General features: G+C 71.5%; 17 protein-coding genes and 2 tRNA genes. 13 read left to right on the top strand and 6 right to left on the bottom strand.

The window, feature by feature from the left end; all coding sequences use genetic code 11:
* The first annotated feature begins 98 nt into the window (after positions 1 to 98).
* A complete protein-coding gene (locus ACYVOO_RS06385) occupies positions 99 to 275 on the top strand; it encodes a hypothetical protein (protein ID WP_461014650.1) in 177 nt (58 codons plus the stop codon).
* A gap of 62 nt (positions 276 to 337) precedes the next feature.
* On the opposite strand, the gene ACYVOO_RS06380 is transcribed toward ACYVOO_RS06385, so the two are convergent.
* Entirely contained in the window at positions 338 to 1,717 is a 1,380-nt protein-coding gene (locus ACYVOO_RS06380) for an ABC1 kinase family protein (RefSeq protein WP_461014649.1), read from the bottom strand.
* Positions 1,718 to 1,768: 51 nt separating this feature from the next.
* Positions 1,769 to 2,869 (bottom strand): ThiF family adenylyltransferase, encoded by a 1,101-nt coding sequence (locus ACYVOO_RS06375; protein ID WP_461014648.1) that lies wholly within the window; start codon positions 2,867 to 2,869, stop codon positions 1,769 to 1,771.
* Between the two features lie 196 nt (positions 2,870 to 3,065).
* On the opposite strand from ACYVOO_RS06375, the gene ACYVOO_RS06370 reads away from it, so the two are divergent.
* The 4 genes from ACYVOO_RS06370 (at position 3,066) to ACYVOO_RS06355 (ending at position 6,985) form a co-directional block, all read left to right on the top strand.
* Entirely contained in the window at positions 3,066 to 3,617 is a 552-nt protein-coding gene (locus ACYVOO_RS06370; protein WP_453345358.1) for a M48 metallopeptidase family protein, read from the top strand.
* A gap of 72 nt (positions 3,618 to 3,689) precedes the next feature.
* Positions 3,690 to 5,510, top strand: coding sequence for a TerD family protein (locus tag ACYVOO_RS06365; RefSeq protein WP_461014647.1), 1,821 nt, complete (start codon positions 3,690 to 3,692; stop codon positions 5,508 to 5,510).
* Positions 5,511 to 5,521: 11 nt separating this feature from the next.
* Positions 5,522 to 6,205, top strand: a complete 684-nt coding sequence (locus ACYVOO_RS06360) for an AIM24 family protein (protein ID WP_453345360.1) — start codon at positions 5,522 to 5,524, stop codon at positions 6,203 to 6,205.
* A 21-nt stretch (positions 6,206 to 6,226) separates the two neighbouring features.
* Positions 6,227 to 6,985, top strand: a complete 759-nt coding sequence (locus tag ACYVOO_RS06355; RefSeq protein WP_461014646.1) for an AIM24 family protein — start codon at positions 6,227 to 6,229, stop codon at positions 6,983 to 6,985.
* Between the two features lie 97 nt (positions 6,986 to 7,082).
* Here the strand turns inward: ACYVOO_RS06355 and ACYVOO_RS06350 are convergent, their stop codons facing one another.
* Both ACYVOO_RS06350 and ACYVOO_RS06345 read right to left on the bottom strand, forming a co-directional pair.
* Entirely contained in the window at positions 7,083 to 7,616 is a 534-nt protein-coding gene (locus ACYVOO_RS06350; RefSeq protein ID WP_461014645.1) for an NUDIX hydrolase, read from the bottom strand.
* A 38-nt stretch (positions 7,617 to 7,654) separates the two neighbouring features.
* Entirely contained in the window at positions 7,655 to 9,226 is a 1,572-nt protein-coding gene (locus ACYVOO_RS06345; RefSeq protein ID WP_461014644.1) for a zinc-dependent metalloprotease, read from the bottom strand.
* 153 nt (positions 9,227 to 9,379) lie between these two features.
* Between ACYVOO_RS06345 and ACYVOO_RS06340 the strand changes: the two genes are divergently transcribed.
* The 4 genes from ACYVOO_RS06340 to ACYVOO_RS06325 all read left to right on the top strand — a co-directional run bounded on the left by ACYVOO_RS06340 (position 9,380) and on the right by ACYVOO_RS06325 (position 12,817).
* Entirely contained in the window at positions 9,380 to 10,480 is a 1,101-nt protein-coding gene (locus ACYVOO_RS06340) for an SDR family oxidoreductase (protein ID WP_453345364.1), read from the top strand.
* A 122-nt stretch (positions 10,481 to 10,602) separates the two neighbouring features.
* Positions 10,603 to 11,091 carry a molybdenum cofactor biosynthesis protein MoaE gene (locus tag ACYVOO_RS06335; protein ID WP_461014643.1) on the top strand — a complete coding sequence of 163 codons (489 nt, stop codon included), beginning with the start codon at positions 10,603 to 10,605 and terminating at the stop codon, positions 11,089 to 11,091.
* 252 nt (positions 11,092 to 11,343) lie between these two features.
* Positions 11,344 to 11,697, top strand: a complete 354-nt coding sequence (locus ACYVOO_RS06330) for a hypothetical protein (RefSeq protein ID WP_461014642.1) — start codon at positions 11,344 to 11,346, stop codon at positions 11,695 to 11,697.
* 25 nt (positions 11,698 to 11,722) lie between these two features.
* Positions 11,723 to 12,817, top strand: coding sequence for a YlbL family protein (locus tag ACYVOO_RS06325; protein WP_461014641.1), 1,095 nt, complete (start codon positions 11,723 to 11,725; stop codon positions 12,815 to 12,817).
* Between the two features lie 137 nt (positions 12,818 to 12,954).
* Here ACYVOO_RS06325 and ACYVOO_RS06320 read toward each other — a convergent pair whose 3' ends face one another.
* Positions 12,955 to 13,548, bottom strand: a complete 594-nt coding sequence (locus ACYVOO_RS06320) for a PPA1309 family protein (RefSeq protein WP_453345368.1) — start codon at positions 13,546 to 13,548, stop codon at positions 12,955 to 12,957.
* A gap of 133 nt (positions 13,549 to 13,681) precedes the next feature.
* Here ACYVOO_RS06320 and ACYVOO_RS06315 point away from each other — a divergent pair, with 133 nt between their 5' ends.
* The 4 genes from ACYVOO_RS06315 to ACYVOO_RS06300 all read left to right on the top strand — a co-directional run bounded on the left by ACYVOO_RS06315 (position 13,682) and on the right by ACYVOO_RS06300 (position 18,960).
* Entirely contained in the window at positions 13,682 to 16,570 is a 2,889-nt protein-coding gene (locus tag ACYVOO_RS06315; RefSeq protein ID WP_461014640.1) for a UPF0182 family membrane protein, read from the top strand.
* Positions 16,571 to 16,629: 59 nt separating this feature from the next.
* Positions 16,630 to 16,703, top strand: a tRNA-Met gene (locus tag ACYVOO_RS06310).
* Between the two features lie 217 nt (positions 16,704 to 16,920).
* Positions 16,921 to 18,723, top strand: coding sequence for a tetratricopeptide repeat protein (locus ACYVOO_RS06305; protein ID WP_461014639.1), 1,803 nt, complete (start codon positions 16,921 to 16,923; stop codon positions 18,721 to 18,723).
* Positions 18,724 to 18,886: 163 nt separating this feature from the next.
* Positions 18,887 to 18,960, top strand: a tRNA-Met gene (locus ACYVOO_RS06300).
* An 89-nt stretch (positions 18,961 to 19,049) separates the two neighbouring features.
* Here the strand turns inward: ACYVOO_RS06300 and ACYVOO_RS06295 are convergent.
* The gene (locus ACYVOO_RS06295) at positions 19,050 to 20,186 is read right to left on the bottom strand and encodes an ABC transporter substrate-binding protein (protein WP_461014638.1); all 1,137 of its coding nucleotides are present in this window, start codon (positions 20,184 to 20,186) and stop codon (positions 19,050 to 19,052) included.
* Positions 20,187 to 20,196 lie beyond the last annotated feature (10 nt).

Raw genomic sequence — 20,196 nt, 5'->3', positions numbered from 1 at the left:
GATGAACCGCCGGATGCGTGACCCGCATGTCCGGTGGTGTGGGAGGAGGGCCGGGCGACCCGGCCCTCCTACCCGATTCCGGGGATATCTTCGGGCGGGTGGATGAGAAGAAGACCGACACGACGGTCTGCGCCCATTGCGGGAAGACCACCGAGGGCAGGCCGGTCACCTGGACCTGTTCCATGGAGAACGGCGACCGTCAGTACTTCTGCGAACGCTGCTCCCGCGAGAACCTCCGCGCCATCGAGGGCCGCCTCGAATCGGCCTGGTGGTGAGGGGGTTAGGGCCTGTCCGGCAATTCCCGCCCGGCCCGTGACGCCCGCGCCGTCCGGGGTGGTCAGGCGGTGGTCTCCGCGACCTCCGCCGTCTCCTCCCCGCCGTCGGCCGCGAACCCGGGGACCCACGACTCCAGTTCGTCCCGCATCCGGACCGTCGCACCGAGCTGACAGAGCACGCCGATGGTGCTCAGCGTCACCCGGTGTATCAGCAGATACGACGGCGGCAGGTTGAGCTGCTTGCCCAACTGGTGCGCTGGGGAACGCGGATCGGCTATGCGCGCCGCCTGCTCGCGCATCCAGCCCCGGCTGAACTCGAAGGAGTCAGCCCGCGCGGGCTCGATGATCGGTATCAGATAGTCCAGCACCTCGGCCGGGTCCAGCTCGATGCTGTCCTTGACGAACCCCTCTTCGCAGAGCAGCCCGTACACCGCGTCGGCCTCGCCGTCGAGCGTCATCCGCAGTGCCGTGCCGATGGTCGGCGGCAGCCCCTCCGGCAGCCGGTCCACGGTGCCGAAGTCCATGACGCCCAGCCGCCACCGTGCCGGGCCGCCGTCGGCGGACTCCTCCGGCACCAGCCGGAAGTTGCCGGGATGCGGGTCGGCGTGGAGCAGGCCGGTGCGCGCCGTACCGCAGAAGAGGAAGCGCGCCAGGAGCTGGCCCGCGCGGTCGCGCTCCGCCTCGTCGCCCTCCGCTATCACCTCGGCCAGGGGTATCCCGTCCAGCCACTCGGTGACCAGCACCTGTTCGCCCTGGTGGACCACGTCCGGGATGAGGACATCGGGATCGTCGGCGAACTCGGCGGCGTAGGCACGCTGGGCCTGCGCCTCCAGGCCGTAGTCCAGCTCCTCCGTGACGCGGTCGCGCAGCTCCGCGATCAGCGGCTTGATGTCCATGCCGGGGATCAAGGGTCCGAGGAGCCGGGCGAACCGGCCCAGTTGGGCAAGATCGGAGATCAGGGCCTCGCCCGCGCCGGGGTACTGGACCTTCACCGCCACCGCGCGCCCGTCGTGCCATACGCCACGGTGGACCTGGCCGATGGAGGCCGCCGCCGCGGGCTTGTCCTCGAACGTCTCGAAGAGGTCCCGCCACTCCTCGCCCAGCCGCTCCGCCAGGACCGAGTGCACCGTGCTGGTCGGCATCGGAGGCGCCGCCTCCTGGAGCTTGGTCAGGGTGGCGCGGTAGGGCCCGGCGATCTCCTCGGGAAGCGCGGACTCGAAGACCGAGAGCGCCTGGCCGAACTTCATGGCGCCCCCCTTCAGCTCGCCGAGCACCTTGAAGAGCTGCTCAGCGGTGCGCTGTTGCAGCTCGTGCCCCACGAGGTCCGCGGAATAGCCGCCGATCCGCTTGCCGAGCCCCCAGGCGGAACGGCCCGCGAACCCCAGCGGCAGTGCGGCCAGCTTGGCGGTACGTGTGACCGCCTTACGGGGAAGATCAGACATGCGCCCCTCCAACTCCCATACAGCTCAACCGAACAGCACCGAGGCCGACGACTATCCCGCCATTGTGGCCCGTGAAGCGTGTTCCGCCGAGGGCGGGCGGTCCACCCCCACCGAAGCGGCACCGCATGGACACTCGGGGTGCGGCGCGAGGTGCTCCGTCTCCGGGACCAGATGCGGCAGGGTGAACCGCAGCCGGTAACCGGCGCCGCAGCCACCGTCGCCGTCGAGGAAACTCAGCGCGTACGACGCGGTGGCGCCCGCGACCATGGTGGCCAGCGCCATGTCGCAGGCGGGTACCCCGGAGCGCCTTCGGCCACCCGTGCGCCACTGGCCGACCACCAGCGGCCAGCCCGGCTCCCGCTCCGCGCCGTTCCGCGTCAGGCACTCCGCGCACGGGGAGGCGCCGGGCAGCACCAGCGGGCCCACCACGCCCGTCCCCTCCAGCACGCCGCCGTACAGATGAGGGGTGCCCGTCGCGAGGAAGCCCTCGGAGGCCAGGGGATCGGGGGAGTAGGCGTCCAGGCCGTCGCGGGGTGTCATCACGACGAGGCTGACGCCGTCGCGGGAACGCGACTGCCAGGGCCTGGCCGCGTTCACCGCCTTGCGGGCCGCGGTGTCGCGGCGCTCGCCCATGGCCTCCGGCGGAAGGCCCCCGGGTGCGGCATCCCACGGCTCCACGCGACCGCCGTCCACGGCATCGACCTGGCCCACACCGGCCGCCGACAACGTCGCCGCCACGATCGCGCCCACCCTGCCCGTCCCTCTCACCAGCACACTCGCGTCCCGTCTGGCCGCCAGCCTGCGCAGACCGCCCCCGGGCTCGCGGTGCACCACCGACAGCGAGGCGAGATCGGGGCGCAGCCTGTCGGGAACCTCGGCCGAGGCCGCGCGATCGGCCATGGCGTCGTCGAGCACGCCCACCGCGGACAGCCGCTCCGTCAGCCGGTCCGCCGTCTCCTCCGGGAGCCCGAAGGACGGGGCCGCCGCCCTGAGCTGCTCCAGGCTGCGCGTGCCGTTCATCAGTTCCATGAACGCGGCCGTCGCATCGTCCACCGGGCCCAGCAGCACCGCGTGCGCCGGCGCCACGCCGTACCGCACCGTCTGGCGGTCGCACCACGCGCGGCGCAGCGCGGGCTTGATCATCGGATGCATGTCCTCGTCCCCCTCGGATTCGGCCTGGTCCCTCTCCGCTGCCGATACACAGCATGCGGCCCTGGCCCCGGCGTCCGCGGAAAGTTATCCACAGGTGCGCGTGATAGTCATACGAATGCTGCGCCCGCGCGTCGAATGGCCTGTGAACCAGCCGGGAGACGGGACTTCGCACAGCGCCAGCGGGTAACGTCGGGGCGTGCACTCCGACCCGCTCAACAGCGCCAGCCAGAGCGCGGTCGAAGTGCGCCGCAGCGCGCGCAGAAGGCGGACGGTCTCCGCCTACCGCGAGGGCGACCGCACCGTCGTGCTGATCCCGGCCCGCATGTCGGCCGACGAGGAAGCGCGCTGGGTCGGCGTCATGCTGGACAAACTGGCGGCCCAGGAGAGCAAGCGGATGCTGGGGGACAGCGATCTCGCGGAGCGCGCCGCACGGCTGTCCGAGCAGTATCTCGACGGGCGGGCCCGCCCCAACACCGTCCGCTGGGTCACCAACCAGAACACCCGCTGGGGCTCCTGCACCCCCGCCGAGGGCAGCATCCGCCTCTCGCACCGGCTCCAGGGGATGCCCGAGTACGTCATCGACTACGTCCTGCTCCACGAACTGGCGCATCTGCTGGTCCCGGGGCACGGCCCCCGCTTCTGGCAGTTGCTGGACGTCTATCCCCGTACGGAGCGTGCGCGCGGCTTCCTGGAGGGCGTCGTGACGGCGGGGCGGCTGCCGCATCTTCCCGCGACCCGGGAAGAGTGACCTGTCGGCCCCACCGGATAGCCTGGCGCCGCGAGCACACACAGCAACGCGGATGGGGGACGGTCGTTACGTATGGCCAGGGAATTCCAACGCGGCCACAAGGCCAAGATCAGTGATCTGACGGCGGGGACCGATCTGTACGTAGGTGTGCAGATTTCGGGCCCCGGGCTGTCGTTCGACATCAGCTGCTTCGGACTCGATGCCGACGACCGGCTCTCCGACGACCGGTACTTCATCTTCTTCAACCAGCCGAAGTCGCCGGAGGAGTCGCTCCAGCAGCTCGGTGCCCAGGCGGGGGACACGGACTCGTTCCGGGTGACGCTCGACCGCGTCCCGGCGGACATCCGCCGGCTCTCCTTCACCGCGGCCCTCGACGGCGCGGGGCAGATGTCCCAGATAGCGCCCGGGTACATCCGGATCGTCGCGGGCGGCGAAGAGGTCGCGCGCTACGCGTTCAGCGGTGCCGAGTTCAGCACCGAGCGCGCGGTCATGCTCGGGGACTTCTACTTCAAGGACGTCTGGCGCTTCGCCGCCGTAGGACAGGGCTTCGACGGGGGCCTGGACGCGCTGCTGAGGAACTTCGGCGGCGAGGTCATGGAGGAGGAGCCCGCGCCCGAGCCCACGGCGGCCCCCGGGTTCGCACCACCTGGCGGCGCACCGGCGCCCGGCTTCGCGCCCCCGGGCGGTGCGGCCGAGCCGCAGCCCCAGCCCGCGCCCTCCTTCGCCCCGCCCGCGACGCCTGCCGCGCCCGCCCCGCCGGAGCCCTCCGCTCCGCAGCCTCCGCAGCCTTCGCAGCCCGCCGTGGCGCAGGGGCCGGGTGCCGATCCGCGCGCCGCCCAGGCGGCGGCGCCCACGATCGCCGACGGAGCCTTCCCAGCAGGCGGCCAGCAGCAGCCGTTCGCGCAGCCCGGCCCGCCGCAGCCCGCGCCGCCCGCCACCCCGCAGGTGCCGGGGCAGGCGCAGCCTTATCAGCAGCCGCCGCAGCCTCAAACGCCGCAGGCCCCGGCACCTCAGCCCCAGGCGCCCCAACAACAGCAGCCGTTCCAGCCCCAGGCGCCCCAGCCGCCTCAGCAGGGGGCGCCCGGACAGGCGCTGCCCAACCCGTTCGGGCAGCCGGGACAACCAGGGCAGCCGCAGCCCGGACCGCCCGGAGCGCCGCAGGGATACGGCGCCCCGCAGGCGCCGCCGGGCCAGGGCGCCCCGCAGATTCCGGTCATCCCCCAGGCCCAGCCCGCGGGCATCGGCGTCACCCTCGACAAGTACCGCGAGGCCCCCACCGGCCAGCGCTGGACGCTCCAGAACGGGCAGCTCGCCCGGGTGGACCTCGGTATCGACGGCCAGCCCGTCCTCGCCCGCCAGGGCAGCATGGTGCTGTACCAGGGGAAGGTCGATTTCGGCTACAAGGGCGCGGGGTTCCGCGGCCGGGTCGTCGGCAATGCCACCGGCCAGGAGATGCAGCTCATGCGCTGCTCGGGCAACGGCCAGGTCTTCCTCGCAGAGGAGGCCGCCTACCTCCACCCCATCGAGCTGCAAGGGGACGCGATCTGCGTCTCCGCCGAGCACGTCCTCGCCTTCGACGAGAGCCTCCAGCACGAGGTGCGCCGGATCGAGGGGCACGGCATCCCCGGTGGCGCGCTGTTCACCATGCAGTTCCAGGGCACGGGCACCGTCGTCGTCACCACGCACGGCACCCCGGTCGTCCTGCCGGTCACCCCGACCACGTTCGCCGACGCGGACGCCGTCGTGGCCTGGTCGGCGGCGGCGCAGGTGATCGTCTCCAGCCAGGTGCGGCTGCGCCGCCAGGCGTATCCGGGGCACAGCGGCGAGAGCGTGAACCTCCAGTTCCGCGGCGCCCCCGGCAATTTCATCGTCGTCCAGCCCTACGAGATGTGAGGGAGCCCGTCATGGATCAGCAGCTCATCGCGGGCTACGCCCCCGCACAGCCCACCGCGCGCATGGAGAACCACGGTTCCAGCATGCTCAAGGTGGTCATGAACAGCGGCCAGGACCTCTACGCGCGCGTCGGCTCGATGGTCGCCTACGAGGGCTTCGTGCAGTACGAGCCCAACCCGCCCGCCGTGCGCCAGCGGGCCTCCCAGTGGCTCACGGGTGAGGGCGCGCCCCTCATGCGCTGCCACGGCGACGGACTGCTCTACCTCGCCGACTACGGCGCCGACGTGGTCGTGCTGAGCCTCAACGACGAGAGCCTGTCCGTCAACGGAACCAACCTCCTCGCCTTCGACGCCCACCTGGAGTGGGGCGTGCAGCGCGTCAAGGGGATGGCGAAGTTCGCCGGGCAGGGCCTCTTCAACGTCGCGATCTCCGGCACCGGCTGGGTGGCGCTGACCACGCGGGGCGCCCCCGTGGTCGTCGACTGCGGGCGCGGCGAGGACGAGACCTACGTGGACCCGGACGCGCTCGTCGCCTGGTCCACCCATCTGAAGATGAAGGGCAAGCGCAGCTTCAAGGCGTCCTCGGTGATCGGGCGCGGCAGCGGAGAGGCGTACCAACTGGGCTTCTCGGGACAGGGATTCGTCGTCGTACAGCCCAGCGAGGACAGCGCCGACCGGCTGCGGGCCCGGGGCTGACGGGGAGGGGAACGGACAACCATGCAGAGCCCGCTTTTCGGCTACACCGAGGTCCAGACACCGGAACGCTACGCCCTCCAGAACCCCAAGCTCCTGCGCGTGGCCCTGAACGGCCACGAGGACGTGCTCGCCCGCAAGGGCAGCATGGTCGCCTACCAGGGCATGCTGGAGTTCGACGGGGAGTACCAGACGCAGGGCCAGCGGCAGGCCCGCGCGGTGACGGGTGAGGGCCTCGATCTGATGCGCTGCTCGGGTCAGGGGACGGTGTTCTTCGCCAACCTCGCCCAGTACGTGCACATCGTGGACGTCGACCACGAAGGGCTGACCGTCGACGGCGCCTATGTGCTCGCCCTCGATTCACACCTCCACTGGGAGGTCATCTCCGTGGACAGCCAGTACGGCGTGTCCGGGTCGGGGAAGTACAACCTCAACATCTCAGGGCAGGGCAAGGTCGCGCTGATGACCTCGGGGCAGCCGCTGATGCTGCGGATCACCCCGGAGACGTACGCCAACGCTGACGCGGACGCGGTCGTCGCCTGGTCCAGCTCGCTCCGGGTGCAGATGCAGGCGCAGACCAGCGCCTCGGGCGTGTGGCGCCGCCGGGGCAACACGGGGGAGGGCTGGGAGCTGAGCTTCATGGGCCACGGCTACGCCCTCGTCCAGCCCAGTGAACTGCTGCCCCCGCAGAACGCCGTAATCGGCGGTGGCCTGCGCGCGCAGTACGGCATGGGGCCGCAGGGCGCGGCGGGCCAGAACCAGGGGAACATCTTCACCAACTGAGCGGCGGCGTGCGTCGTGCGGCGCCCTGGTGTCGTGCGGTGCGGTGGGCGGCAGAACGCGGCCCACCGCACAGCTCGTCCGGACGGGGGCGCCTCGCTCAGACGAGCGCTCGGGCGCCCTCCGTCAGACGGACGACGGAGTCGTCGGCGACGGAGGCCACTTCGTCGTACGCGTACCAGCCCAGGTCCAGCGACTCGTCGCTGACCGTCTCCAGCGCGCCCGCCGGTGCCACCGCGGCGTACTGGACGTCCAGATGCCACGCGCACGGGGTCTCGTGCCGGTCCAGCCGCACCGGGCCGCCAGGCAGGAGCGTCAGCCCGGAGATGCCCGACTCCTCCGTCGCCTCGCGCAGTGCCGCTTCGGCCAGGGTGGCGTCCCCGGGCTCGCAGTGGCCTCCCATCTGGAGCCACTTGCGCAGCTTGCGGTGCAGCGTCAGCAGGACGCGCCCGCCCGCGGGGTCCATCACCAGCGCGCTCGCCGTGATGTGCCCGGCAGTGCACGCCTTCCACATGCCGTCGGGGTGCGTCAGGAGGTGGTCCAGATAGAGCGTTCGGAGGCGCTCCTGCTCCTCCGTGGCCGCGTGCCACTCCTTGAGGACACGCGCCGCGTCCTCACGCAGCCCGCCGCTCACCTCTGCGCCCGCTCCAGCCCCTGTCTCTGCCGGTCCGCTCACTTCTTCGCGTCGCCGTCGTCGCCGGTGGTGCCGTCGCCGTTGTCTCCGTCCGTGCCGCCGTCGCCCTTGGGCTCCTGGGCGTCACCCTTGGCGCCTTCGGCGCCCGCCGCACCCTCCGCGCTCTGCGCCGCGTCCCCGAGCATCTTGTCCAGCTCGGAGAAGTCCGGCTGCTCGTGGTGCACGAAGCCGTCCGGATCGTCCAGGTCCGCCGCCGTCGGCAGCATGTCCGGGTGCTCCCAGAGCGCGTCGCGCCCCTCGGCGCCCCGCGCGTCGGCCAGGGAGGCCCACAGCCGGGAGGCGTCCCGCAGCCTGCGGGGCCGCAGCTCCAGGCCGATCAGCGTGGCGAAGGTCTGCTCGGCGGGACCACCGGAGGCGCGACGGCGCCGCAGCGTCTCCCGCAGCGCGGAGGCCGACGGCAGGTGCGGCTCGGCCGCCGCGTGCACGACCGCGTCCACCCAGCCCTCGACGAGCGCGAGCGCCGTCTCCAGACGCGCCAGCGCGGCCTTCTGCTCCGGGGTGTCCTCGGGCTGGAACATGCCCTGCTGCAACGCCTCCTGAAGCTCCTCGGGGCGCTGCGGATCGAGCTGGCCGACGACGTCCTCCAGCTTGGAGGTGTCCACCTTGATGCCCCGCGCATAGCCCTCGACCGCGCCGAACAGATGCGAGCGCAGCCACGGCACGTGGACGAAGAGCCGCTGGTGGGCCGCCTCGCGCAGCGCGAGATACAGCCGCACCTCCTCCTGGGGCACGCCCAGGCCCTCGCCCAGTGCCGCCATGTTGCCCGGCAGCAGCGCGGCCTTGCCGGCGGGGCCCAGGGGCAGCCCGACGTCCGTCGAGCCGACGACCTCACCGGCCAGCACGCCCAGGGCCTGTCCGATCTGGGTGCCGAACATCGCGCCGCCCATGGAGCGCATCATCCCGAGCAGCGGGCCCGCCATGGCCTGCATCTCCTCGGGCAGCACATCGCCCATGGCGGCGCCGACGCGCTCGGCCACCGGATCGACCAGGTCCTTCCACACCGGAAGGGTCTGCTCCACCCACTCGGCGCGGCTCCACGCCTCGGCGGTGCTCGAACCGGAGGGCAGGGACGTCACCCCGTCCAGCCACAGATCGGCGAGGCGCACGGCCTCCTGGACGGCGGCGCGCTCGTTCGGCCCGACGCTGGCGTCCTTGGAGCCGTCCTGCGCCCCGGCGGCGACGGTCTGGCGGGCGATGTCCTTGGCCATGTCCCAGTTCACCGGGCCGCCCTCGAAGGAGAGCATCTGGCCCAGCTTCTGGAAGGCCGCGCCCAGGTCATTGGGGTCCATGCCGCCCTGGCCGCCGCCCAGGGAGCCGAACATCGCGGCCAGCGGGTTGTCCGAGCCGCCCCCGCCGGGCAGGCCGCCGAAGCCGAAGGGGTTCTGCGGCGGGGTGTCCCCACCGCCCTGGCCGCCGCTGCCGGTGCCGCCCTGGGAACCCTTCTGCCCGCCCTCGGCGTCGTCCCCCTTGCCCTGCCGCTTCTTCTTGCCTTCGTCCCCGTCCTCGGGCTCCTCGGGAGGTACGCCGAATCCGAATGGGATGTCACTCACGGGTTTCCTCGGCTCTGTCTCGTCGGACGGTGTGCTGACTGAAGATCCTGCATCGAACGCATCTATCCATGGGCTCTGCCTCCAGCCTAGACACCCGTCAGGCAGGATGGAGCCTGCGCACCTCGTACCAGAAACAACCGCTGGAGACGCCCGGTGAGTTCCTCCGAGACCAACGTTCGCGCAGCGCGAACCCCAACCGTCGCCGTCACGGGCGCCGCTTCGGGGGTAGGCGCGCTGCTCACCGAGCGGCTCGCGGCGTCGGAGCGGATCAAGCAGGTCATCGGCCTCGACGAGCGCCGCGGGGAGGTCAGCGAGGCCCAGTGGCACACCCTGGACGTGCGCGACCCCGCCATCGCCGACCGCCTGCGCGGCGACGGCGAGCCCGTGGACGTCGTGGTCCACCTCGCGCTCGACCTCGACCTGGAGACCGATCCCTCGGCCCGTACGGCGTACAACGTACGCGGTACCCAGACCGTGCTGACCGCCGCTGCCGCCGCGGGCGTGCGCAGGGTCGTCCTGTGTACCTCGGCGATGGTCTACGGGGCGCTGGCCGACAACGACGTCCCGCTCGCCGAGGACGCCGAGCTGCGGGCCACCGCCGAGGCCACCGGCGTCGGCGATCTCCTGGAGATCGAGCGGCTGGCGCGCAGGGCGCCCCGCGCCCACCCCGGGCTCAACGTGACCGTCGTGCGCCCGGCCGTCCTCGTCGGCGCCGGAATGGACACGGCGCTGACCCGGCACTTCGAGTCACCGCGCCTCCTGGTCGTCGCCGGCTCCCGGCCCTGCTGGCAGTTCTGCCACGTGGAGGACCTGGTCAGCGCCCTGGAGTACGCCGTGCACGAGCAGGTCGAGGGCGAGATCGCGGTCGGCTGCGACGGCTGGCTGGAGCAGGAGGAGATCGAGGAGCTGACGGGCATCCGCCGCATGGAGCTGCCCTCGGCCGTCGCCCTGGGCGCGGCCTCCCGGCTGCACCGGCTCGGGCTGACCCCGTCGCCCGCCGGTGACCTCGCGTACACGATGCACCCCTGGGTGGTCAGCGGCTCCCGGCTGCACGAGGCGGGCTGGCGCCCGCGCTGGACCAACGAGGAGGTCCTGGCGGAGCTGCTGGAGGAGGTCGCGGGACGCCACACGCTCGCCGGGCGCCGTCTGGGCCGCACGGAGGCCGCGACGGCCGCGGGCGCGGCAGGCGCCACCGTGGCGCTGCTGGGCACGGCCGCGCTGGTGCGCAGGGCGCGGAAGCGCCGCGGACTCTGACCGGAGGCCCCCGCCGGGCCGGGGCGGCTCCGGGGCGCGTCCGCCCTCCGTGTGCGCCGTCCGGGGGCCGTGCCCGTGCGCGGCCACGCCGGGTGTTCCCTCAGCCCCGCGCGTACGGCAGCATGAGCGCCATGGCACAGACGTACGAGCAGCGCGATCACCCTGACCACCCCGGCGAGCGGGCGGCGGCCGATCCCGTCCGGCTGCTGGGCATCAGGGAGGAGCCGCTCTCCGTCGACGAGGTCCTCGCGGCCGTCGGCGACGACGCGGCGGGCGGCACCGCGCTCTTCGTCGGCACGGTGCGCAACCACGACGGGGGCACCGATGTCGCCCGTCTGGGCTACTCCTCGCATCCCACCGCCGAGGCGGAGCTGCGCCGCGTCGCGGAGAAGGTGGCCGCGGACTTCCCGGTGCGGGCCCTGGCAGCCGTCCACCGCGTCGGAGACCTGTCCGTGGGGGATCTGGCCGTGGTCGTGGCCGTCTCGTGCCCGCACAGGGCCGAGGCGTTCGACGCCTGCCGCAGCCTCATCGACACGCTCAAGCACGAGGTCCCGATCTGGAAGCACCAGACCTTCGCCGACGGCACGGAGGAGTGGGTCGGCGCCTGCTGAGGGGCCCGTCCGGGCCCGGGACCGCGCCTTGGACGGCCCCCGCCCCCGCGCCGGACGGCCCCAGCCCCGCCCAGGACCGCGCCACACCCGCCGTCGCAGCCCCGCGTCCCCGCTCAACTCCCAGGCGCGGAGCGGGATATTCCGGTTGCGTAACCCGACCCCGGCCCGGACCGTTGACTCTCCGACGGTTAATCTGCTCATCGGCCGGTTACACGGCTCAGTACGGCAAGAACGAGGGGTCGGGAGGTCTCCATGGCGGCACTCTCCTGGTTGCTGATTCCGGTCGTCGCCGCGATCGCGGCAGGCGTATGGGGTAGCTGGGCCGCTCGTCGACGCAGTACGACGCCCGACGTCGACGGTGTGGCGGGTTACGAACGATTCCGCGCGGCCATGGAACGCTCGCGTTCCGAGGAGCCGGAGCACGCGGAACACGCTGAGGACGCCTCGCGGACCGAGGGCACCGGAGCAGCGGGAGCGGACGGGAACGGGCTCGCGCGACGAGGCGCGGAGGAAGCCGCCGGGGAGGCCCCCGTGAAGGCGCCGGAGCCCGCCGTGGTCGGCGTGGCACAGGGCGCCTCGGACGGACCGGCCCGAGCGGCTGACTGACAGACCCGTCCCGTACTGTCGTGGCATGCCACGCCGCACCGCGACGATGCTCGCCTCCACGCTGCTTCTCATAGCGCTGCTCTGCGCCGGAGTGCTGATCAAGGTCCCGTACGCGGAGATGTCACCCGGTCCCACGGTGAACACCCTGGGCGAGCACGGCGGTGAGCCCGTGCTGAACATCAAGGATCACAAGAACTACGACACCTCGGGCCACCTCAACATGACGACGGTCCGCGTCACCGGCGCCGACTACCGCATGAACCTGGTCGAGGCCGTCTACGGCTGGCTGCGCCACGACAGCGCGGTCGTCCCCCACTCCACGCTCTATCCGGACAACAAGTCGGCCCAGGAGGTCGACGAGCAGAACGCGGAGGAGTTCAGCGCCTCCCAGGAGAGCGCCAAGGTCGCGGCCCTCGAAGAGCTGGGCATCCCGGTGAAGTCCCGTGTCCTCGTCTCCTCCGTCGTCAAGGACGGCCCCTCCGAGGGCACGCTGCACGCCGGGGACACCATCAAGGCGGTCGACGGCAGGACCGTCAAGGACCCCGAGGGCGTCGCGAAGCTGGTCACCAAGCACGAGCCCGGCGAGAAGGTCACCTTCACCGTGGTCCCCGCCGCCAAGGCGAAGGCGGCGGAGAAGGCCAACCGGCAGCCCTCGAAGAGCGACGAGAAGAACGTCACGGTCACCACGAAGAAGGCGCCGGACGACGGCCGCGCCATCGTCGGCATCCAGCCCGGGGCCGGGCACACCTTCCCGTTCGAGATCGACATCAAGCTCGCGGACGTCGGCGGCCCCAGCGCGGGCCTGATGTTCGCGCTCGGCATCGTCGACAAACTGACGCCGCAGGACCTGACCGGCGGCAAGTTCGTCGCGGGCACGGGCACCATCGACGACAACGGCAAGGTCGGCGAGATCGGCGGCATCCAGATGAAGCTCGTCGCCGCCCGCGACAAGGGCGCCGAGTTCTTCCTCACTCCCTCGGGCAACTGCCCGTCGGCCGCCAAGGACAAGCCCGACGGGCTCACCCTCGTGAAGACGCGGACCATGGACGACGCCATGAGCGCGCTCAAGAAGATCCGCTCCGGCGACACCGACGCGCTGCCCCAGTGCAAGGCGGACTGACCGCCCCCCGCACCCCGCAGCTCCCCGGCCCGTACCCCGGGGCCCGTACCCCGGCCCGGAGCAGAGCCCGGTACCGAGGTACGGGTACAGAGGTACGGCAGCAAGCGATACGCAAGCAGCGGTACGGAGCCCTGGGCTCAGTCCTCCAGCGTCGCCGCCAGCGCCTCGGCGAGCCCCGGCACGAGACCGGCGCCCGTCAGCACCTCCGTCGCCGCGTCCTTCTCGCGCAGCCGCACGGCCGACTCGCGCGAGCCGTCACGCAGCACCGCCACCGTCATCCGCACCTCCTGGCGCTCGGGGTGCTCGGCGACCCACTTGGCGAGCCGCTCCTCGGCCCCCTCGCGCTGGAGTTCCTCCGGCACGGAGGACTCGGCGGACGGCGGGAGCATCAGGCGCTCCACCGTCATCGCGCAGCCCGCGACGGCGTCGGGCCAGCCGATGGTGGCCAGGAACTCGTCCAGGGGAGTGCCGGGCGGCAGCTCGTCCTGCTCCACGGGGGTGAGGGACGCGGCTTTTCCGGCGTTTCCGCTGTTGTCGTCGTTGTTCTCGTCAAGGCCGAGTTGTCCGGCCAGTTCGGGTTCCTCGGTACGCAGCTTCGCGGTGTCGACCAGTGCGAAGAGGCGGGCGGGCTGGTCCCAGCCCATGCCCGCCGCGTACTCGTCGATTTCGAGCACCGCGCGGGTCAGCGGATGAGAGGCGAGGGGCGTGCCGTCGGAAGGGAGGTTGTTCATGCCCATATCGTGCCGCCTCAGACCCCGGAAACGGGAACTGAGTAAAGCTTGAGTAAGTTGCATAAGAGGGCCTTACGATGCAGGGCTCTGCTCGTCCTTGCTTTTTGATGTTCATCCATCGCGAATCTTCGAGGTGCGCACCTTGGCTTTCCAGATGCCGGACCGGGGCTCAGGCGGCCCGTCCGGACCACGGATCAGAGTGGGCCGGCCGTCCCGGCGCGCGCGGACGCTGTTGCTGACAGCGGGCGTGCTCGCGGTGCTGGCGATGCTCTTCGTCATGTTTGCCGGGTTCTGGACCGACTGGCTCTGGTATCGCTCGGTCGACTACAGCTCGGTCTTCACCAAGACCCTCTGGACCAAGGTCGGCATGTTCGCCGTCTTCGGTCTCCTGATGGCGGGCTCGGTCGGACTCAACATCTGGCTCGCCCACCGGCTGCGTCCGCCGCTCAGCGCGATGTCGCTGGAGCAGCAGAGCCTCGACCGCTACCGCATGGGCATCGCGCCGTACAAGAAGTGGGTCCTGCTGGGCGTCACCGCGCTCGTCGGGCTCATCTCCGGCGCCTCGGCGGCCGGGCAGTGGCGCACCTGGCTGATGTGGATCAACGCCGTCCCGTTCGGCAAGACGGACCCCCAGTTCGGCAAGGACGTCGCGTTCTACGCGTTCGACCTGCCCTTCTACCGCTTCCTGCTGAGCTTCGGCTTCGCCGCAGCCGTGCTGTCGCTGCTGGCCGCCGCGCTGGTGCACTACCTCTACGGCGGACTGCGGATCACCACCCCGGGCGCCCGCGCCACCGGGCAGGCCACGGGGCACCTCTCCGTGCTGCTCGGCGTGTTCGTCGCGCTCAAGGCGGTCGCCTACTGGCTGGACCGGTACGGACTGGCCGTCAAGTCCGGTGACTTCAAGGCCACGGACAACTGGACGGGCCTGAAGTACGTCGACGCCAACGCCTACCTCCCGGCGAAGACCATCCTCTTCTGCATCGCCATCATCTGCGCGGTGCTGTTCTTCGCCACCATCTGGCGGCGCACCTGGCAGCTCCCCGTCATCGGCTTCGGCCTGATGGTGCTCTCGGCCATCCTGATCGGCGGGCTCTACCCGGCCATCGTGCAGAAGTTCCAGGTCTCGCCGAACGAGCAGGCCAAGGAGAGCCCGTACATCAAGAAGAACATCGAGGCCACGCGCGACGCGTACGACATCGATGACTCCCAGGTACGGGACTACTCCGGCACCAGCAAGGCCGACAACGACACCCTGCGGGACGCCGCCGACACCACGGCGAGCATGCGCCTGCTGGACCCGAACGTCGTCTCGCCCACCTTCCAGCAGAAGCAGCAGGTGCGCGGGTACTACCAGTTCCCCGCGACGCTCGACGTCGACCGCTACAAGGACAAGGACGGCAACGACCAGGACACGGTCGTCGGCCTCCGGGAGATCAACACCAACGGCATCCCGGAGAAGAACTGGATCAACGAGCACTTCAAGTACACCCACGGCTACGGCATGGTGGCGGCCAAGGGCACCACGACCGACAAGGACGGCGCTCCGGCCTTCACCGAGCAGGACCTGCCGCCCAAGGGCTCGATGGGCAAGTACGAGGGGCGCATCTACTACGGCGAGAAGACCTCGCAGTACTCGATCGTCGGCGGCCCCCAGAAGGAACTGGACTACGCCGACGACAACGGCGAGAAGACGTACACCTACACCGGCAAGAGCGGCGTGAACCTCGCCAACCCGGTGAACCGCGCCGCCTACGCCGTCGCCTTCAACGAGCCGCAGATCCTCTACTCGGGCGCGATCGGCGAGGGCTCCCGCATCCTCTACAACCGCACGCCCAAGGAGCGCGTCGAGTCGGTCGCCCCCTGGCTGACGATCGACGGCGACCCGTACCCGGCCGTCGTCGACGGGCGCATCAAGTGGATCGTCGACGCCTACACGACGACCAACGGCTACCCGTACTCCTCGCGCACGACCCTGGGCGACACCACGGCCGACTCGCTGACCGACGGCCAGCGCGCGGTGGTGGCCCAGCAGAACCGGGTCAACTACATCCGCAACTCGGTCAAGGCCACGGTGGACGCGTACACCGGCAAGGTCGAGATGTACCAGTGGGACAAGAAGGACCCGGTACTGAAGACCTGGATGAAGGCGTTCCCGGGCACGGTCAAGGCGAAGAGCCAGATCAGCGACGACCTGATGGACCACCTGCGCTACCCGCAGGACCTGTTCAAGGTGCAGCGCGAACTGCTCACCCGCTACCACGTGACCTCGCCGTCGCAGTTCTACAGCGGCAGTGAGCGCTGGCAGATCCCGGACGATCCGACGCACAAGGGCAACGCGGTTCCGCCGTACTACCTGAGCATGAAGATGCCGGATCAGAAGAAGCAGACGTTCTCCCTGACGACGACGTTCAACCCGAACAACCGCGAGACGCTGGGCGCCTTCATGGCGATCGACGCCGATGCCAGAAGTGACCAGTACGGCAAGATCAGACTCCTGAAACTGCCGTCGAACACCACGGTGTCCGGACCGTCCCAGGTGCAGAGCAAGTTCAACTCGGATCCGAGCATCGCCGAGTCGCTCAACCTCCTCAAGCGCGGCGACTCCGAAGTGGAGTACGGCAATCTGCTGACGGTGCCACTCGAAGGCGGCCTGCTGTATGTCGAACCCGTCTACGTGCGCGGTGCGGGCACCAACTACCCGCGCATGAGGAAGGTTCTCGTCACCTACGGCGAACAGATCGCCTTCGAGAACACCCTGGGCCAGGCGCTCGACAAGGTCTTCGACACCGAGGGCAGAGCCGGGGACAGCGGCGACCAGGACCAGGACACGGGCACCTCGCCGCCCGCGGCGGAGGACCCGAGCGTCCGGGAGGCCCTGGAGGACGCGCAGGACGCGTACGAGGCGGGCGAGACGGCCCTGGAGAAGGGCGACTGGGAGGCGTACGGCAAGGCCCAGAAGGACCTTGAGGACGCACTCCAGGATGCCGCCGAGGCCGAGAAGGACGCGAAGAAGAAGAACTGAGCCGCCGCCCCGTGGTCAGGGGCACCCCGCGCCGTGGTGTAGGGTTGTGAACACAACGGCGCGGGGTGGAGCAGCTCGGTAGCTCGCTGGGCTCATAACCCAGAGGTCGCAGGTTCAAATCCTGTCCCCGCTACTGATAGGGCGAAGGGCCCGGAGTCAACGGACTCCGGGCCCTTCGTCGTTGTGATGGCCGTTGTCGTGGCCGTTGTGATGGAGGATTCCCAAGACCCGGCGGGTGAAAGCGGTTTGAGGTGTCTCTGTGTCGGGAAGTCGACAAACCTCTGAAGTGACCTCACTGGCGGCGGTATACCAGGTGTGCGCGGGTTGCGGGTGGTGCGACGATGGGGCTTATGGGGGACAAGGTGAGGCTCAACAGTCCACCGAGGACTGAGACGAGCCATACGGGGACTGACAGGAACACCGAGGACGCTGCTGCGATCAGCGCCCTCGGGGCACAACTGCTGCGCCGCGGTGACCTCGACGGCGCGGAACCGCATCTGCGTGCCGCGACCGCCGCCGGTGACCGCGCCGCGGCCAACAACCTGGGCGTACTGCTGCATCAGCGCGGCTACCCGGACGAGGCCGCGGGCTGGTGGCGCATCGCCGCCGTAGCGGGCTCCGCGGCAGCGGCGCACGCACTGGGACGGCACCACCGCGAACGCGGCGACGAACCCGCCGCGCACTACTGGCTGCGCCACTCCGCCGAGTCGGGCCACACCCTGGGCGCCTACGCCCTGGCCGATCTGCTGGAGCACCGCGGCGAGGACGGCGCCGAGGAGTGGTTCAGGGCCGCCGCCGACAGGGGGCACCGGGAGGCGGCGTACCGCGTCGCGCGGATCGTGGCGGCCCAGGGCGCGCGCGCCCGCGATGGAGCCCGCGAAGGCAAGCCCGGCAAGTCCGCCCGTCCCGGCGAGGGCGAGAGCGGCACGAGGGAGGCCGCGGAGAAGGCCGAGCACGAGGCGGAGCAGTGGTACAGGCAGGCGGCTGCCCGCGGCCACCGCAAGGCGGCGCTGCGCCTGGGCACCATTCTGGAGCGGCGCGGCGAGCTGAAGGAGGCGGGCCGCTGGTACCTCACGTCCGCCAAGGACGGCGAGGCCCGCGCCGCGTGCGCGCTCGCCTTCCTGCTGCGCGACGCGGGCGACGAGGAGAGCGCCGCCGTGTGGTGGCGCCGCGCGGCCGAGGCGGGCGACGGCAACGCCGCCAACGCCCTCGGCGCGCTGCACGCCGACCGCGGCGAGCGCCAGGCCGCCGAGCGGTGGTACCGCGCGGCGCTGGAGGCGGGCAGCGACAACGGCGCCTTCAACCTCGGGCTGCTGTGCGCGGCACAGGGCCGCGTGGCCCAGGCCGAGCAGTGGTACCGCCGGGCCGCCTACGCGGGGCACAGGGAGGCGGCCAACGCGCTCGCCGTGCTGCTGCTCCAGCGCGGTGACGCGGAAGGTGCCGAGCCGTGGTTCTCCAAGGCGGCCGAGGCGGGCAGTGTGGACGCCGCCTTCAACCTCGGCATCCTGTACGTGGGCCGCGGCGACGACCGTACGGCCCGCGTCTGGTACGAGCGCGCGGCGGCCGCGGGGCACACCGAGGCGGCACTCCAGGTGGGCATCGCGCTGCTGCGCGAGGGCGACGAGCACGCCGCCGAGCGGCAGCTCCGGTGCGCGGCCGGGGGCGGCAGCGTCGAGGGCGCCTTCCGCCTGGGCGCGCTCCTGGAGCGCAGGACGCCGCGCGAGGACGTGGCGCTCGGGCGGCCCGCGAGCGGCCGTCACGAGTACGAGGAGTGGTACGAGCGGGCCGCCGAGCACGGCCACCGCCGTGCGCAGGTGCGGCTCGGCATGTGCGCCGCTGCGCGCGGCGAGGTCGTCGACGCGGCACGCTGGTACCGCGCCGCCGCCGAGGCGGGCAGCGCGCACGGCGCGTTCAACCTCGGGCTGCTGCTGGCCCGCGAGGGCAGCGAGCCGGAGGCGGCGCTGTGGTGGCGCCGTGCCGCCGAGGGCGGGCACGGGCGCGCGGCGCTGCGCCTGGCGCTGATCCACGCGCGTCGCGGCGAGCTGGCCGAGGGGCAGCGCTGGTGCGCGCGCGCCGTGGAGCTGGGCCCGGCCGAGGTGGCCGAGCGGGCCGCGCGGCTGCGGGACGCGCTCGGCACGGAGCTGACGGCGTAGCCCGTCGCAGCCGGTTCGTCGCAGCCGGTTCCGGAAGGCCCCGGGGGTCCTCGCGCTCGCCGCGCGAGGGCCTGCCGGGCGGCCCGGGATCCGGGCCCGTGGCAGGCCCCGGAGATGAATTTGCGCTGGTCGTCGGCCTGGGGTTACAGTAGACACACAACGGCGCGGGGTGGAGCAGCTCGGTAGCTCGCTGGGCTCATAACCCAGAGGTCGCAGGTTCAAATCCTGTCCCCGCTACTGAAGACGAGGGCCCGGATCCGATCGGATCCGGGCCCTCGTTCTTGTGCGCCCACGCTTGTCCCGGCGCGCGGCCCGACGCGTCGGGGTCACGGCGTGTGGCCGACGGCCTCCGCGTACAGCTTGCGGTCCACGAGGCGCTCCTCCGGCAGCGCGGCCCCCTTGGTGACGCCCGCGTCCCGGTACGCCTTCTGGAGCCTGGCCGCCGTCCCCTTGCGGATCTCCCAGTCCATCCGGAGCGAGGGCACCGACGTCAGCACGTCGGCGTTCTGCTTCAGCAGCTTCGCCAGCTCGGCGACGAACGCGCGGTCCTTCTTGTAGTCGCCCGCGAAGTAGGTGTTGACCGTGCGGATGTAGGCGCGCAGGAGGGCGACCCCGGCGTCCACGTCGTCGCGCAGCAGATTCGGCCCGTACAGCGCGCCGCCCAGCGGTTCGCCGACGGGCTGGCCGCCGAGGAAGGCGTAGCGGCTGTCCCCGTCGACCTTGCGCCAGACGGGGTCGAGCAGCCAGGCGGAGTCCACGCCGCCGCCGGTCATGGCGGTGAGGACGTCGGCGGACCCGAGCTGCTGGAACGTGACGGAGTTCATGTCGGCGCCGTGCTGCGCGAAGATCTTGTCCATCGGGTACGCGATCACCGAGCCCTTGCCGATCATGGTGCCGATCTTCCGGCCGGCCAGTTCGACGGACTTCGCGCTCTCGCCCTTGCGTACGCGCGCCCACAGGCCGCTCTTGGACGAGGGGTCGGGGGAGAAGTTGCCCGCGACCCAGCGGATGCCGAAGCCGCCGTTGATGCCGTTGACGACGGCGGCCTCGGGCGCGGCCCACAACGCGTCGATCTCGCCCTTGGCCAGCAGCGGCAGCGCCTCGGGCGTCGGCAGCACCTTCAGGTCGACGTCCAGGCCCTCCTTCGCGAACTCGCCCTTCTCCAGGGCGACCTGGAGCGGAGCGACATACTCCGCGCTGAGGGTGCCGGTGGCGATGGTGATCTCGCGCTGCTTGTTGAGCCGCTGGGGCGCGGGCGCGCCCTTGTCGCAGCGGGCCGGGGAGCGGTCGGGCGCGAGGTCGGCCGGGTCGGTCCAGGCGCCCTTGCCGCAGCCCTTCACCGGTGTGATGTCGCGGTGCTCGGTGCTGAGCGCTCCGGTGTCCTGGCCGGCGCATCCGGCGAGCGCGAGCGCGGTGAGGGTGAGGGCGAGGGCGGCGGCGAGGCGGCTGTGAGGAGTGCGCACGGGAGACCTC

The organism is Streptomyces daliensis, from assembly GCF_054782395.1.
The sequence above is the reverse complement of the archived record's forward strand: the minus strand, read 5'-3'. Positions and strand labels throughout refer to the sequence as shown.